Source organism: Mesorhizobium sp. C395A (assembly GCF_030323205.1).
Classification (GTDB): Bacteria; Pseudomonadota; Alphaproteobacteria; order Rhizobiales; family Rhizobiaceae; genus Mesorhizobium.
Genome location: NZ_CP100473.1, coordinates 2,323,922 through 2,339,086, shown reverse-complemented (window position 1 = coordinate 2,339,086; position 15,165 = coordinate 2,323,922). Strand labels below are relative to the sequence as shown.

The 15,165-nt window shown below is 64.2% G+C and carries 11 protein-coding genes; 6 read left to right on the top strand and 5 right to left on the bottom strand.

Annotated elements, in window-relative coordinates; genetic code table 11:
• Positions 1-9: 9 nt before the first annotated feature.
• From NLY37_RS11625 to NLY37_RS11615, 3 genes are all read right to left on the bottom strand, one after another.
• The gene (locus NLY37_RS11625) at positions 10-291 is read right to left on the bottom strand and encodes an acyl carrier protein (RefSeq protein ID WP_010909964.1); all 282 of its coding nucleotides are present in this window, start codon (positions 289-291) and stop codon (positions 10-12) included.
• 209 nt (positions 292-500) lie between these two features.
• Positions 501-1,049 (bottom strand): histidine phosphatase family protein, encoded by a 549-nt coding sequence (locus tag NLY37_RS11620; RefSeq protein ID WP_023670442.1) that lies wholly within the window; start codon positions 1,047-1,049, stop codon positions 501-503.
• A gap of 98 nt (positions 1,050-1,147) precedes the next feature.
• Positions 1,148-4,162 carry a caspase family protein gene (locus NLY37_RS11615; RefSeq protein ID WP_023741557.1) on the bottom strand — a complete coding sequence of 1,005 codons (3,015 nt, stop codon included), beginning with the start codon at positions 4,160-4,162 and terminating at the stop codon, positions 1,148-1,150.
• 145 nt (positions 4,163-4,307) lie between these two features.
• Between NLY37_RS11615 and NLY37_RS11610 the strand changes: the two genes are divergently transcribed.
• From NLY37_RS11610 to NLY37_RS11600, 3 genes are all read left to right on the top strand, one after another.
• A complete protein-coding gene (locus tag NLY37_RS11610; RefSeq protein WP_023681741.1) occupies positions 4,308-5,258 on the top strand; it encodes an AEC family transporter in 951 nt (316 codons plus the stop codon).
• Positions 5,259-5,507: 249 nt separating this feature from the next.
• Positions 5,508-6,965 carry an NAD-dependent succinate-semialdehyde dehydrogenase gene (locus NLY37_RS11605; RefSeq protein ID WP_023741556.1) on the top strand — a complete coding sequence of 486 codons (1,458 nt, stop codon included), beginning with the start codon at positions 5,508-5,510 and terminating at the stop codon, positions 6,963-6,965.
• A gap of 192 nt (positions 6,966-7,157) precedes the next feature.
• A complete protein-coding gene (locus NLY37_RS11600) occupies positions 7,158-8,183 on the top strand; it encodes an aldose epimerase family protein (RefSeq protein WP_023741555.1) in 1,026 nt (341 codons plus the stop codon).
• Positions 8,184-8,187: 4 nt separating this feature from the next.
• Here the strand turns inward: NLY37_RS11600 and NLY37_RS11595 are convergent, their stop codons facing one another.
• A complete protein-coding gene (locus NLY37_RS11595; protein ID WP_023741554.1) occupies positions 8,188-9,108 on the bottom strand; it encodes a sugar kinase in 921 nt (306 codons plus the stop codon).
• A gap of 152 nt (positions 9,109-9,260) precedes the next feature.
• Between NLY37_RS11595 and NLY37_RS11590 the strand changes: the two genes are divergently transcribed.
• Together NLY37_RS11590 and NLY37_RS11585 are read left to right on the top strand one after the other, a co-directional pair.
• Positions 9,261-9,704, top strand: a complete 444-nt coding sequence (locus NLY37_RS11590) for a FixH family protein (RefSeq protein WP_023741553.1) — start codon at positions 9,261-9,263, stop codon at positions 9,702-9,704.
• Between the two features lie 4 nt (positions 9,705-9,708).
• Complete coding sequence (locus NLY37_RS11585; protein WP_023741552.1) at positions 9,709-10,908, top strand: cytochrome-c peroxidase; 1,200 nt, start codon at positions 9,709-9,711, stop codon at positions 10,906-10,908.
• 4 nt (positions 10,909-10,912) lie between these two features.
• Here NLY37_RS11585 and NLY37_RS11580 read toward each other — a convergent pair whose 3' ends face one another.
• Complete coding sequence (locus NLY37_RS11580; RefSeq protein WP_023688158.1) at positions 10,913-11,365, bottom strand: Lrp/AsnC family transcriptional regulator; 453 nt, start codon at positions 11,363-11,365, stop codon at positions 10,913-10,915.
• A 164-nt stretch (positions 11,366-11,529) separates the two neighbouring features.
• Here NLY37_RS11580 and putA point away from each other — a divergent pair, with 164 nt between their 5' ends.
• Positions 11,530-15,138 (top strand): bifunctional proline dehydrogenase/L-glutamate gamma-semialdehyde dehydrogenase PutA, encoded by a 3,609-nt coding sequence (gene putA, locus NLY37_RS11575; protein ID WP_023741551.1) that lies wholly within the window; start codon positions 11,530-11,532, stop codon positions 15,136-15,138.
• The last annotated feature ends 27 nt before the right edge of the window (positions 15,139-15,165 follow it).

Here is a 15,165-nt window from a genome sequence, read left to right as displayed (position 1 = left end):
CAGCCGATATCAGGCGGTCTTGGCGGCGACCAGCGCGTCGATCTTGGCGCACAGGTTCTTCATGACGAAGTAATCGTCGGTCGAAGCCTTGCCGTCATTGACTTCCTGGGTCCACTTTTCCAGCGGCACCTTGATGCCGAATTCCTTGTCGATGGCAAAGACGATATCGAGGAAATCGAGACTGTCGATGCCGAGATCGTCGATCGTGTGGCTCTCGGGAGTGATGGTGTCGATATCGATCTCGCTGGTGTCGGCAATGATCTTGGCGACTTTGTCGAACGTGGTGGACAAGGGCTCTTCCTTCGGTTGCGGGCGGAATCTGTCCGCATCTGGTTTGGGCGCTGTCTAATCGGTTTTTTCCGGCAGGAAAAGGCCTGATGCGCCGGGCGCAGATGGGATGGCCCTCCCGTGAAGACAAGAAGGGCCGCCCGACAAGCCGGCGGCCCTCCCAGTTGACGTCACGTCAGCTTAGTTTTCACGGAGCTTGACCACTGGCTTTCTCAGAACGTGACGCGGCCGAGCACGCGCAAGCCATCGCCCTGCGGCTCGACCACCACCGCTTCGCCCTCGCGCGGCGAGACGCCGGTCAGCGCGACGATGTTTTCGAGATGCGTGACCATGACCAGATTGTCGGAACCGGTGTAGGCGCGGATTTCCTTCATCACCGCGTCGAGCTGCGCGGCCTTCTCGGTCGGATCGCTCCTCAGGAGGTCGAGCGGCGCAAAGAGCTCCGGCTCCGCTTCGAAGGCGATGCGGGCAGTGTCGAGGCAGCGGCAATAGCGGCTGGACAGCACCCGCTCGATGGGGGCGGCGCGGGCGCCGAACAGCGCGCCGATCTTGCTCGCCTGCTGCTTGCCGCGCGCCGATAGGTTGACCTGGGTGGCGCAGTTGTCGATGACGAAATTGGCGGGGTCGGTGGTGCCGGTGACCAGTGCGTGGCGAAGCAGCACGACATGGCCGCCGTCACGCAGCAGCGCCCAGCCGGCGTCGGTCGCGTGGGCGACGGCGGGAACAGCAAGCAGGAACAGCGACAGCACAAATCGAATCATCGAAACCTTTCCGGGAGCCGGATGCCGCTCCGGTCATTCTGATATAGGGATCGGAAAGCCGGCACAAAGACAAGCGAAAGGCGAACCCTCGGTTCGCTTCACATTTTCGCCATTTGCTTCTTCGCCAGCTCGATCTTCTGATCGGTGAGCGGGATAGGGATCGTGTAGCCGGCTTCGGTGAAGCCCTGCTTGGCGTTCTCGAAGAATTCGATCGCCTTGAGATATTCCGGCTTGCCCGCGCCATAGCTGGCGCGGTTCCAGTGGACGTCGCCGATATTGTTCTGCTCGAAGGCCCACTGCAGCGGCTGACTTTCGCGCGTAAACACCTTCAGCGCCGCCGTGAACGCCGCTTCGGCGTCGTTGAGATATTTGTCGGTCCGCTGGAGATTGCCGAGATTGAGCAGGCTCATACCGATGCCATTTTGAGCGTTGGCCCAGTCGACCGGCGCGGCCTCGATGGTGAGTATTTCGAGCGCTGCCCGCCGCGCCGCAATCGAATCCTGCAGCGTCTTGGCATCGCCATTGCTCATGCTCAACCAGTGCAGCGTCGAGCCCAGGCCGGCCTGGGCCATTGCCCATTGCCGCGGGTTGGTCTCGCGCTTGTACTCGCGCAACGCATTGCCGTAGGCGTCGACCGCCTCGCTGTAATGCTCGGGCTTGTCGGTGACGCCGCCGAGAAGCTGCAGCGTGTTGCCGAGATTGTAGTAGCTCATCGCCCAGTCCTGCGGGAACTTCCGCCTGACATAGACCTGCCGTGCCGCCTGGAAGGCTGCCGCCGACTGTTCCAGCTTGGCCGCACCACGGGTGCGCTGACCAAGGGTCTGATAGATCGATCCAAGATTGTTCTGGGCTGACGCCCAGTCCATCGGGAAGCGCTTGCGGGTAAACACCGTCAGAGCGTCGTTATAGGCAGCTGCAGCTTCTTCGAGCGTAGCCGTGCCCATATCGAAGCGGGCGATACCGCTCAGCGCATTGCCCAGGTTGAGGCGGCTGGTCGCCCAGGACACCGGGAAAGTTTCGCGGGTTCGCACTTCCAGCGCGGCGCGAAACGCGTCGGCCGCCTCGTTGATCTTCGCCTTGTCGTTGAGCTGGATGCCAAGCGTTACAAGCGTGTTGCCGAGATTGTTCTCGACCATCGCCCATTCCACTGGTGCTTTCTCGCGTGTGTATTCCTCAAGCGCCAGCCGGTAGGCTGCTTCCGCCTGGGTGAGATGCTCGCCGGCAGGCTCACGCTCGGAGAGTGCATAGAGCGCGAGGCCTAGATTGTTCTGCGAACCGGCCCAGTCCAACGGCAGCTTGTCGCGCGGACGCTTCTCAAGGGTGGCGCGCGTCGCCGCCACCGCTTCATTGAGACGCTTCGGGTCGCTCTCGCGTTCGCCGATCTTCAGAAGCACGTTGGCCAGGTTGTTCTGCGCCGCGGCCCAGTTGCGGTCGTCCTTCTCGCGCTCGAACACCACCAGCGAATCGCGGAAAATCACCGCTGCTTCTTCGAGATGCGCAGTCTCGGTTTCGCGCTCTCCAATGGTCTGCAGCACCACCGCCATGTTGTTGCGGGTGATTGCCCAGTCGCGATTCTGTTCGCCGTTGGGGATGAAGTTCAAGATGGTGCGATAGGCCTCGATGGAGTGCTGCAGCGCATCGAGGTCGCCGGTGGCGTAGCCATGAGCGTTCAGCGCCTCGGCCTCCTGGTTCTTGTAGTTCCAGCGCAGCTTTTCGTCCCACTTCTCGACCAACGAATACGCCTTGGCATAGTCGTTGGCGGCGGATTTGTAGTCGAAGACCAGCGCGGCGGCGTCGGCGCGTTTGGCATAGATGGCGGCGTCGGCGATGCGCTTTTGCCGGAGCAGGTCCTCGGCCTCGTCGACCGCACCGCTGTTTTCCTCGATCCGGCCGACCGCGTCGTCGAGGAATTTGCGCGCCGTCACCATGGCGCCCTGGCCTATGGCCTTGTCGGCGGATGCGACCAGGCGACTGATCTCGGGATCGTCGGTGCGTAATGCGGCGCGCTCGGCCATCATCTTCTTCAGACGCTCGGCCTGGCTGTCCAGCACCTTCTGCAGGTCGTTGGGATCCTCAGGGATCTTTTCCGTGCCGAGCGCCTTGAGCACGCCGTAGAGCGCGTCAAGGGGCACGCCGTCCTGCAGAGAAGCCAACTCCACCTGAGCCCGTTTGGGATCGGGCAGGTCGGAAATGGTCAGCAGCAATTGCCGCCGCTCACCGGTGATCAGCCCGTCGTCGCCGGTCGGTTCCGGCGGCGCGACGCCGAAATAGAGCAGGCGACGCAGACTCTCGCTGACCCAGGGGCGCTGCTTTGCCTTGGTGTCGAGATAGACCTCCTCGGTGACCATGCGCATGACCGAGCCGAATTCCGTGCCTTTCATCGCGGTGAGGTGGCGCAGCAGGGCGGCGGCGTAGGGGCTGTTTTCGCCGGCGGCGCCATCAAGTGCGGGTCGGCCCGGCTCGGCGGCGAAGCCGACCACAGTTCCCAGGCTGGCATCATCCAATGAGGCATCGGCGAGGGCTTTTGCGCCGCGCACCGGTTCCAGCCCGCCGGCGCCGACAGGCTCGGCGGAAGCCGTCGGCCCGCGTCGCACGACCGCGTCCGGCGGAAACGGGTTGGTGCGGCAGGCGTCAAGCAGCACGATCGTCACCGGCACGGTCTTTTTCAGCTCGTCCATGACGGCTGAAATCGGCACCAGCGCCTCACCGGCATTTTTCAGCGACGAGACGTCGGCGTCGACCGGCACCAGATAGTTCTCGCCGCCCGCCTCGATGCCGTGACCGGAATAATAGATGAAGGCGACGTCGGCGCCGTCGGCATCCTCGACAAACCGATCGAGATCGCGCTTCAGCTTGGCGGCATCGCGATCGGTGACGTTGCGGGCGTCGAAGCCGAGATCGGTCAGCATCTTGGCCATGTCGCGGGCGTCGTTGGCCGGGTTGGCAAGGGCTGCGATGTGTTCGTATTTCGACTGGCCGATGATCAGCGCCACGCCCTTGAGGCTCTTGGTCTCCGCAACCGCAAGCACCGTCGCGGCAAGGCAAAACAGCCCGGCGACGAAAGCCGTCAGCCACGCCTGTCTGAAATGACGCTGTTTCGGCGTCGCAACCATTCTCTGTGTGTCCGCCCTGATGATCCCAAGCCTGTATAGCGCTGCCACCCGACCATGATCAAATTCAGGCGCCGGGCGGATCGAGGAGCGGTTTCTGAAGATCATGGCGATTGCGCTGGAATCCGGGCTCGCCTATCCCTGAAAAATGTCTCCGCTCACCGAAACCGTTCTTTTCGTCTTCAGCCTCGTCGCGCTCGGCTATGTCACGGGGCTCACCGGCTATCTGAAACCGGCCAGCGGGGACGGCATCTCCGAATTCGCCATCAACGTCGCGATGCCGCTGCTGCTGTTTCGGACGATGGTGAATTCCGATTTCCACGGCGTGGCGCCCTGGTCGCTGTGGGGTGCTTATTTCGCGGCGGTTGCAATGACATGGGCCGCCGGCCATCTGGTGACGACACGGATCTTTGGGCGGGACGCGCGCACCGGCATCGTCGGTGGAGTGTCGTCATCCTTCTCGAATGTGGTGTTGCTGGGCATTCCCTTCGTTCTCGGCGTATTCGGGTCCAGCGGATTCGAAGTGCTGTCGCTGCTCGTTTCCGTGCATCTGCCGACCATGATGATGGCTTCGATCATCATGTTCGAGATATTTGGCCGCGGCGGCAGCGAGCCCGTACACCCGCTGCGCATAATCCAGAGCTTTCTGAGAAGACTGTTCACCAATCCGTTGATCATCGGCATCCTGGCCGGGCTGGCATGGCGCCTCACCGGCGCGCCGCTGCCGAACCTTGCCATGCGACTGGCCGATGCGCTGGCTAACACCGCCGGGCCGGTGGCGCTGTTCGCCATGGGGCTCAGCCTGCGCCGTTTCGGCATTTCCGGTAACATCCGACCGGCGCTGGCGCTGTCGACGCTGAAACTGTTCCTGATGCCGGCGCTGGTGCTCGGCCTGGTCTGGCTGTTTGGCCTGCCGCCCTTGACGGCCAAAGTGGCGGTCGTGGTGGCGGCGCTGCCGTCCGGCATCAATTCCTATCTCATCGCCGTGCAGTTCAACACCGGCCAGGCGCTGGCGTCGAACCAGATGACCATCGCCACGGCAAGCGCGGTTGTTACAACCGCCTTTTGGCTGACGGTGGTGGTTCATGTCTTTGGGTAGGCTTGGTCTTTTGTAAGGCTGTCTTTGGCAAGGCTGGTCTTTGGCAAGGCTGGGGCCCAAACTAATTTACATGTGAATTTTCTCTGGCGTTTGGCTGGCCCAAAGCCTATATGCCATCTTGCAATTGCTTGCCGAGCTTGCCCTAGGTAAAGAGCAGTGGCTCAGCGTGTCGGGCATCCAGGCCATTGCGCGCGCTCATCGAAGACATCCACAGACCGGCCCGTCAGTGCGCCGAACGGAGGCTAGACCATGCTGCAGAAAACCAGCCATTTCATGCGCCAGGCCAATCTCATCAATGGCGAATGGGTGCAGGCCGACAGCGGCCAGACGGTCGACGTCAACAACCCGGCCACCGGTCTCAAGATCGGCACCGTGCCGAAGTCGGGCAAGGCGGAAACCCGCCGCGCCATCGAAGCCGCAAGCGAAGCCTTCAAGACCTGGCGCAAGACGACCGCGCTGGAGCGCTCGAAGCTGTTGCGCAAGCTGCATGACGCGATGATGGACAATCAGGATGTGCTGGCCGAACTGCTCACCATCGAGCAGGGCAAGTCGCTCGCCGAATCCAAGGGCGAGATCGGTTCGGCTGCCGCCTACATCATGTGGTTTGCCGAGGAAGGCCGCCGCACCTATGGCGATGTCGTGCCATCACCATGGGGCGATCGCCGCATCCTGGTGACCAAGGAGCCGGTCGGCGTCATTGCCGCCATCACGCCGTGGAATTTCCCCTCCTCGATGCTTGCCCGCAAGCTTGGTCCCGCGCTTGCCGCCGGCTGCACCGCCGTGGTCAAGCCGGCCTCGCAGACGCCGTATTCCGGCCTTGCATGGGGCGCGCTCGCCGAGGAGGTCGGCTTCCCAAAGGGCGTCATCAACATCCTGACGGGTGCTGCCGGCGAAATCGGCGACGAGATCTGCGCCAATCCGCTGGTGTCGAAGATCACCTTCACCGGCTCGACCGAGATCGGCAAGCTGCTGATCCAGAAGTCGTCCGTCACCGTCAAGAAGGTCTCGATGGAACTCGGCGGCAATGCGCCGTTCCTGGTCTTCGACGATGCCGACCTCGATCGCGCCGTCGCCGGCGCCATCACCGCCAAATACCGCAATTCCGGCCAGACCTGCGTGTGCACCAACCGCTTCCTGGTGCAGGCCGGCATCTACGACAAGTTTGTCGAGAAGCTGGCTACCGCGAGCAATGCGCTGAAAGTTGGCTCGGGCCTGGAAGAGGGCGTGCAGCAGGGACCGCTTATCGACGCGAAGGCGGTCGAGAAGGTCGAGGAATTCATCGCCGACGCCACGTCGAAGGGTGGCAAGGTCGTTGCCGGCGGCAAGCGCCACGCGCTTGGCGGCTCATTCTTCCAGCCGACCGTCATCGCCGATGCGAAGCCTGACATGCGCTTCATGAAGGAAGAGATTTTTGGCCCGATCGCCCCGGTATTCAAGTTCGAGACCGAAGAGGAAGCCATTGCGCTTGCCAACGACACCGAGTTCGGCCTTGCCGCCTATTTCTACACCGGCGACCTCGGCCGCGCCTTCCGGGTCATGGAAGGCCTGAAATACGGCATGGTCGGCGTCAATGAAGGCCTGATCACCACGCCGGAAGCGCCGTTCGGCGGCGTCAAGGAATCGGGCCTCGGCAAGGAAGGCGGACACCAGGGCATCGAGGATTACCTCGACACCAAATATGTCTGCATCGGGGGTCTCGGCCTCTAAATCATTGACGGGCAGGGCAGGCCCGGGCCGGCCCTTGCCAGACGACATTCAGCCGGACTGGAGCGGTTCAGCGTTTCACGGAAACGCCGAACCGCTCCAGTTCTTTGTTTTTTGCAATTCCGGACGGAAAACCGTTTCACACTTTTCCTGGAATTGCTCTAAGTCGATAGATCGACGAATTAGCATTTGGACATAGCGATGAAGGACGGCGAAGTCTTCGGCACGACGCAGGCAGGCGAACCCGTTCGCCGTTTCACCATCCGGGGCGGCGGCGTCAGCGCCAACATCATCGGGCTCGGCGCAATCATCCAGGATCTGCGGCTCGCCGGTCACGACGCGCCGCTGGTGCTGGGCTACGACCGCTTCGAACCTTACGAGACCGACCGGGCCTTCTTCGGCGCGGTCGTCGGCCGCTATGCCAACCGCATCCGCGACGGCCGCTTCACCATTGCCGGCCAGCGCTACCAGACTGAGCGCAATTTCCTCGGCAAGCACACGCTGCATGGCGGCTCGGAGGGCTTCTTCCATCGGCCGTGGACGGTTTCGCTGCACGGCCGGGATTTTGTCACCCTGACCCTGCACGATCCCGAGGGCACGATGGGCTTTCCCGGCGCGCTCGACGTCACCTGCACCTACCGGCTGAAGATTCCCGGCACGCTCTCGATGGAGCTGACCGCCACCTGCGAGGAGCCGACGCTGTGCAATCTGGCGCAGCATTCCTATTTCAATCTCGACGATGGCGGCGCCGGTGACATTCTCGACCACCGGCTGATGCTGAATGCCGGCGCCTATACGCCGGTCGATGGCGAGATGATCCCGACCGGCGTGGTCAAACCTGTCGACGGCACGCCCTTCGACTTCCGCCAGGCGCGGCTGCTGCGCATGGAAACGGAAGGCGAGCAGCTTCCCTACGACGTCAATTTCTGCCTGGCGTCAGCCCGGGGCCCGCTTCACCAGGTGGCGTGGGCGCAAGGCGCCAATTCCGGCGTCGAGATGGAAGTCTGGACCACAGAGCCCGGCCTGCAGCTTTATACCGGCCAGTATGTCGCGCCGACCTCGGGCGGCCTGGACGGACGGCGCTACAAGGCGTTTTCCGGCTTTTGCCTGGAAGCGCAGACCTGGCCCGACGCGCCGAACCGGCCCTATTTCCCACAGGCCACCCTATGGCCGGGACAGATCTATCATCAGGTGACGGAATATCGTTTCAGGCTTCCCTAAGGCCTTAGCCCTCGAAAGCGATTCTTAGAACCTCGAACGGCGCCAGCGCGCCTCGCACCTGCACGACAGCGGCGGCGACGCGATGCGCGCGCTGCACGGCATCCGCCGGGGCATGGCCGGCAAGCCGGGCGGCGAGATAGCTGCCATTGAAGGAATCGCCGGCGCCGGTGGTGTCGACCGGGGTGGCGACATGCTGGGCCGGAACCGGCTGCAGGGCTCCGCCAGTGGCGATCAGCGCGGGTTCCTCGCCATTCTTGACGACGACTTCGCCGACCAGTTTTCCGAACCGCTCGGCGGTCGCTTGCGGTGCCGAGTCGCCAAACAGCATCTGCTCGTCGGGAAAGGTCGGCAGCGCGATGTCGGCGACGGCAAGCGCGTCGAGGATCGCGGCTTGCGCCTCCTCGCGGCTCTGCCACAGGCGCGGCCGGTAGTTGGGGTCGAAGGCGACGAGCGAACCGGCAGCGCGCGCTTTGGCCACTTCTGCCAGCAACGTCTTGCGCGCGCTGGCATCCAGAATTGCCAAGGTGATTCCGGAAAAATACACAAGCGCCCGGTTTTCAAGGCTTTTTGCCAAGGCGGCCGGGTCCGAGGCAAGCCGCCTGGCCGCCGCGTCGCTGCGCCAATAGGTGAAGGCGCGTTCGGCGCCGGTCAAGGTGATGGCGTAGAGGCCGGGCCGCGCGCCTGGGATGACCGGGCTGGCGCCGATGTCGATGCCGTTTTCGGCGAAGAACGAAATCTGGCCCTGCGAGAAGGGATCGTCGCCGAAGGCGGAGACGTAGGTCGCCGGCCGCTCGCCGCTCAGCGCATGCAGCGCCCACAGCGTGTTGAACGTGTCGCCGGCAAAGCCCATGCGCCAGTTCGGCCCGGCCTGGCCGGACAGTTCGAGCATGCATTCACCGATCGAAGCGACGCCGTCTGCTGCCATGTATCTGTCTCCGGATCAGTTCGCTGCTGTAGCTTTTTGCGGCCGGCAGCGCCATGCTTGGCGGCGGCGGTTTTTTGCGCCAGAAGCGTTTTCCCACAGAAGCGGGGACGCGAATTGCTTCCCGAGACGTTATGCCCAGAAGAGGAACCGGTTTGGCATCGATATGGCGTTATCTTCTTGCGGGCGTTGGACTGGCCGCCTCGCTGGCTGGCATATTGGCGATCGTCTATCTGACCGCGCCGCAGTCGGCGCCGGGCCCGGATATTTCGCGCTCGAAGAAGACGGCGAACGGCTTGTTTGTCGCCAGCATTCAGCCGGAACGCGGCGTTATCCGGCAAGGCGAACTGCAATCCTGGTTGCTGACCCTGAAGACGGTCAACGGCGATTCCGTGGAAGGTGCGGCGATCTCGGTGTCCGGTGGCATGCCGCAGCACAATCACGGCTTGCCGACCAGTCCGCAGGCGACCGATTATCTTGGCGAGGGGCGCTACAGGATCGAGGGGCTGAAATTCACCATGAGCGGCGTGTGGCAGTTGCGCTTCGCCATTTCGGCGGCGGCCGGTTCCGACACGGTCGTCTTCAACGTGGTGCTGTGAGCGGATGAACGGCCTGTTGCGCCTTCTGGCATTGGCGGCGGTCGTGCTCGTTGCCGGCTGCGGCAAACCGGATTTTTCCGATGCCGAGAAGAAGACCATCGCTTCGCTGGCGCTGAACACCTTGCCGGCGCTCAAACCCGACACGACCAACCGCTTCGCCGACGTGCCGGCCGCCGCCGCCCTGGGCTCCACTCTGTTCTTCGATCAGGGGATGAGCCGCGACGGTAACGTATCCTGCTCGACCTGCCACAAGATCGACCGGCAGTTCCAGGATGACCTGCCGCAATCCGTCGGTGTCGGCCGCACCAACAGGCGCTCGATGCCGCTGGCCGGCATCGCCCGCAATCCGTGGTTCTTCTGGGATGGACGGCGCGACAGCCTGTGGGCGCAGGCGCTGACGCCGCTGGAAAACCCGCTTGAGCAGGCGGGGAACCGCGCCGCCTTCGCGCATTACATCCAGAAGCGGTTCGGCGAGCGCTATGAGCGCATCTTCGGGCCACTGCCAGATCTTTCCGCCGTGCCGGCCAACGCCAGCCCGCTCGGCAATGAGGCCGAGCAGGCGGCATGGAAGGCAATGACCGCGGCCCAAATGGACGACGTCAACCGCGTCTTTTCCAACATCGGCAAGGCGATCGCCGCCTTCGAACGGTCGGTCGAACCGGCACAGACGCGCTTTGACCGCTTTGCCATCGATCTTGCGTCAGGCGCCAAGCCGAAAGCTGACGATGCCTTTTCGCCGGAGGAGATGCTCGGGCTGAAACTGTTCATCGGCAAGGCCAATTGCGTCACCTGCCATAACGGCCCGCGCTTCACCGACAACGCTTTCCACAACACCGGCGTGCCGCCGGTCAGGGATTTGCCATTGGATCGCGGCCGTTTCGATGCGGTGGCCCAGGTTCAGGCCGACCCATTCAACTGCTTCGGCGCCTTCCGCGATGGCGACGCCGGCGCCTGCGGCGAGCTGCGCTTCATCGTCAAGGCAGCACCCGAACTGATGCGCGCCTACAAGACGCCGTCGTTGCGGGGCGCGGCAACGCGGCCGCCCTATATGCATGCCGGACAGTTTTCCTCGCTGGAGGAGGTGGTGGCGCACTACGCGAAGGCGGAGGCGGCCGTTGAAGGCACCTCCGAAGTGCACCCGTTGCAACTGTCGGATCGCGAACGCGCGGCGCTGGTGGCGTTTTTGAAGACGCTGTCGGACTGAAGAGTCAGCGATCCTTCACCGTCTCCATGGCCACGAAGGTTGAAGTCTGCGCAACATGCGGCAATGCCGAGATGCGCTCGCCGAGGACACGGCGATAGGCGGCGATGTCCGTGGTGCGGACCTTCAGAAGATAATCGAAGCTCGACGCCATCATGTGGCACTGCTCGATCTCCGGCACGGCCTGCACCGCGCGATTGAAAGCATCGAGCGCGGCCGAGCGTGTGTCCGACAATTTGACCTGGACGAAGGCGACATGACCTTCGCCCATGCGCTCGCGGTCGATGATCGCCTGATAGCCCCTGATATAGCCGTCCTTCTCCAGGCGCTTCACCCGCGCCTGCACCGGCGTCTTCGACAGGCCGACCTTGCCGGCCAGTTCCGACATGGACAGCCGCCCGTCGCGCGCCAGCGCCGACAGGATGTTTCTGTCGATGCGGTCCAATTGGTCTCCTGTCACGGATATCACAGTCCATCTGATAACAATTTAGCCGCATGATAGACCGCTCGGCCTGCCATGTCGATTTCTTTGGACCGGCCGAAAATGCGGCTCTGTGCTAGCTTGGGCCATTCGGTCCGGCGACCGCCGGCCCGCTCCCAGATGCTTGCTCCGCAGGGACCGCCATGCCGCTCGACACCATCCGCCAGCAGATCCGCGCCAACTACCTGCCCGACGAAGACGCGGCTGTGAAGCGGCTAGCTGCGGCGGCAGAACTTTCGGCCGATGACCGCAAAGCCGTCTCGGCCCGTGCCGCGGATCTGGTGCGCGCGGTGCGCGGCTCGTCCGACCCGCGGCTGATGGAGGTTTTTCTCTCGGCCTACGGCCTCTCCACCAAGGAAGGCGTGGCGCTGATGTGCCTGGCCGAGGCACTGCTGCGCGTGCCTGACACCGAGACCATGGACGACCTGATCGCCGACAAGATCGCACCGCATGACTGGTCGGCGCATTCGGGCGGTTCGAGCTCGATCTTCGTCAACGCCTCGACCTGGGCGCTGATGCTGACCGGCCGTGTGCTCGATGAGGGCGAGGGCGGTATCGAAGGCACGCTGCGCTCGATGGTTCGCCGGCTGGGCGAACCGGTGATCCGCAAAGCGGTCGCCGCCGCCATGCGCGAAATGGGCGAGCAGTTCGTGCTCGGCCGCACCATTGCGGAAGCCGTCAAGCGCGGCAAGTCGATGATCCAGAAAGGTTATCTCTATTCCTTCGACATGCTGGGCGAGGCCGCCCGCACCGAGGCCGATGCGCTGCGCTACCTCAAGGCCTATGCCGACGCGATCTCCTCGCTGGATTCGGGCTCCAACGGTCCCGATATCCGCCAGAACCACGGCATCTCGGTCAAACTGTCGGCGCTGCATCCGCGCTACGAAGAGGCACAGAAGGAAAAGATGCTGCCGGTGATGGCCGAGCGGCTGCTGTCGCTGGCGCTGGCCGCACGCCATTCGCGCATGGGCCTCAACATCGACGCCGAGGAGGCCGACCGGCTCGACCTGTCGCTCGATGTGATCGAGCGTGTGTTGTCCGAGCCGGAGCTTGCCGGCTGGAATGGCTTTGGCGTCGTCGTCCAGGCCTACGGCCCGCGCGCGGCCTTCACCATCGACTGGCTCTATGCGCTGGCGGAAAAGTACGACCGCAACATCATGGTGCGGCTGGTCAAGGGCGCCTATTGGGACACCGAGATCAAGCGGGCACAGACGCTCGGGCTTTCCGGCTACCCCGTCTTCACCCGCAAGGCCAACACCGATGTTTCCTACATGGCCTGCGCCAAAAAGTTGCTGTCGATGACCGACCGCATCTATCCGCAATTCGCCACGCACAACGCCCATACAGTCGCTGCCGTCCTGTCGATGGCTGACAACCGTGACGCTTTCGAATTCCAGCGCCTGCACGGCATGGGCGAGGCGCTGCATGAGACGGTGCGCCAGGCCGAAGGCACGCGGTGCCGCATCTATGCGCCGGTCGGCGCGCACTCCGACCTCTTGGCTTATCTGGTGCGACGTCTGCTGGAGAATGGCGCCAACTCCTCCTTCGTTCATCAGCTCACCGATGAGGATGTCGAGCCGGAGGATATTGCGCGCGATCCGCTCGAGACGGTCGAGAGCCAGGGCTCCGCCGCCAATCCGGCAATCGCTCGTCCGGCGACGATCTTCGGCACTGGGCGGCGCAATTCGAAGGGATTCGACATCACCGACCCGGTGACGCTGGCGGCGATCGACAAGGCCAAGGCGGCCTTTGCCGGGCACGAGCGCTGGCATGCCAAGCCGATCACGCGCGCCGCCGGCTACGGCAAGCAGCGCCCGGTGGTCAATCCGGCAAAGCCTGCCGAGATCGTCGGCACGGTCGCTGAAGCCGCTGCCAAGCAGGTAGCGACCGCGGTGCGCTTCGCGGTGGAGGCGCAGCCGGCCTGGGCAAAACGCCCCGTCGCTGAGCGCGCCGCCATCCTCAACCGCGCCGCCGACCTCTATGAGGCCAATGCGGTCGAGTTTTTCGCGCTGGCTACAAGGGAAGCCGGCAAGTCGCTGGCCGACGGCGTGGCTGAAGTGCGCGAAGCCGTCGACTTCCTGCGCTACTACGCTGCCGAAGCGGCCAACAACGAAGCGGGCAGCGAGGCGCGCGGCGCGATCGTGTGCATTTCGCCGTGGAATTTCCCGCTCGCCATCTTCACCGGCCAGATCGCGGCAGCGCTCGTCACCGGCAATTCGGTCATCGCCAAGCCAGCCGAACAGACGCCGCTGATCGCCTTCCGCGCCGTCGAGCTGCTGCGCGAGGCCGGCGTTCCGGAAGATGTCATCCAGCTTCTGCCGGGCGACGGTCCGGCGGTCGGCGGACCGCTAACTGCGGATCCGCGCATTGCCGGCGTCTGCTTCACCGGCTCGACCGAGGTTGCAAAGCTGATCGAGAAGCAACTGGCCGAGACGGCCGCGCCGGACGCCATGCTGATCGCCGAGACCGGCGGTCTCAACGCCATGATCGTCGATTCCACCGCACTGCCCGAACAGGCGGTGCGCGACATACTGGCATCGGCTTTCCAGAGTGCAGGCCAGCGCTGTTCGGCGCTTCGCGTGCTCTACGTGCAAAAGGATGTCGAGAAGAAGATGCTGGAGATGCTGAAGGGCGCCATGGAAGCGCTCACCATCGGCGATCCCTGGCAGATTTCGACCGATGTCGGGCCGGTCATCGATGACGAGGCGCAGGAATCGATCAGCGAGTATTGCACCAAGATGGGGCTGCAGGGCCGGTTGATTGCCAAGCTCGAAGCACCGAAGGACGGCCGCTTCGTTGCGCCGCATGTGTTCCGGGTCAAGGGCATCGAGGAGATGGAGCGCGAAGTGTTCGGTCCGGTGCTGCATGTCGCCAGCTTCGACGCCGACGGGATCGACGCCGTCATCGCCGCCATCAACCGCAAGGGCTATGGCCTGACCTTCGGCCTGCACACCCGCATCGAAGGCCGCGTCCAGCATTTCGTCGACGGCATCCATGCCGGCAACATCTATGTCAACCGCAACCAGATCGGCGCCGTCGTCGGCTCGCAGCCCTTTGGCGGCGAGGGGCTTTCGGGCACCGGGCCGAAGGCCGGCGGGCCGCATTATCTCCGGCGGTTCCGCAAGGGGCCGGAGGCGGGCACGGAGATTGCCGAGGGCCACAAGGTGACGGCGACCGAATTGGCCGACAATCTGCCCGATCCGACGCTTGGCGGCTGGTCGACACGGCCGGACCGCATCGCCATCTTGAGAAAGCATCTGCGCGGCAAGGGCGCTGCAGCGATCGGCGCTGCAGCCGCCATCGATTTCGGCCAGGTCGACCTGCCCGGACCGACCGGCGAGGCCAACACGCTGTCGCTGTCGCCGCGCGGCCGGGTGCTGTGCCTCGGTCCGGACGCCGAAACGCTGCTTGCCCAGACGATCCAGGCGCTGGCCGCCGGCAATGCGGTGCTGGCCGTGGCGCCGGGCGCGCCGGCAGCACTGTCGGCGCTGACCGGCAAGGGGTTGCCGCTGGCGGCCATAGACGGTCGGCCAGACCCAGTCGAAGCGCGTTCGCTGCGCGTCGATGTCGTCGCCTTCTCGGGCAGGCCCGAGGCGGCCCGTATCGTGCGCAAGGTCATTGCCGACCGCAGCGGGCCGATCGTGCCGCTGGTCAGCGAGGTGCTCAACCCGGCGGCCTATGCGCATGAACGCGCTGTCTGCGTCGACACCACGGCTGCCGGCGGCGATGCCAGCCTGCTCGCGGCGGCCTAGGGGGCTTTCGCGGCTCGCTTGCCTGCG

Coding starts and splice junctions, on each gene's coding strand:
- NLY37_RS11620 (WP_023670442.1), bottom strand. CDS start 1,049: ATGATTCGATTTGTGCTGTCGCTGTTCCTGCTTGCTGTTCCCGCCGTC.
- NLY37_RS11615 (WP_023741557.1), bottom strand. CDS start 4,162: ATGGTTGCGACGCCGAAACAGCGTCATTTCAGACAGGCGTGGCTGACG.
- NLY37_RS11610 (WP_023681741.1), top strand. CDS start 4,308: ATGTCTCCGCTCACCGAAACCGTTCTTTTCGTCTTCAGCCTCGTCGCG.
- NLY37_RS11605 (WP_023741556.1), top strand. CDS start 5,508: ATGCTGCAGAAAACCAGCCATTTCATGCGCCAGGCCAATCTCATCAAT.
- NLY37_RS11595 (WP_023741554.1), bottom strand. CDS start 9,108: ATGGCAGCAGACGGCGTCGCTTCGATCGGTGAATGCATGCTCGAACTG.
- NLY37_RS11585 (WP_023741552.1), top strand. CDS start 9,709: ATGAACGGCCTGTTGCGCCTTCTGGCATTGGCGGCGGTCGTGCTCGTT.
- putA (WP_023741551.1), top strand. CDS start 11,530: ATGCCGCTCGACACCATCCGCCAGCAGATCCGCGCCAACTACCTGCCC.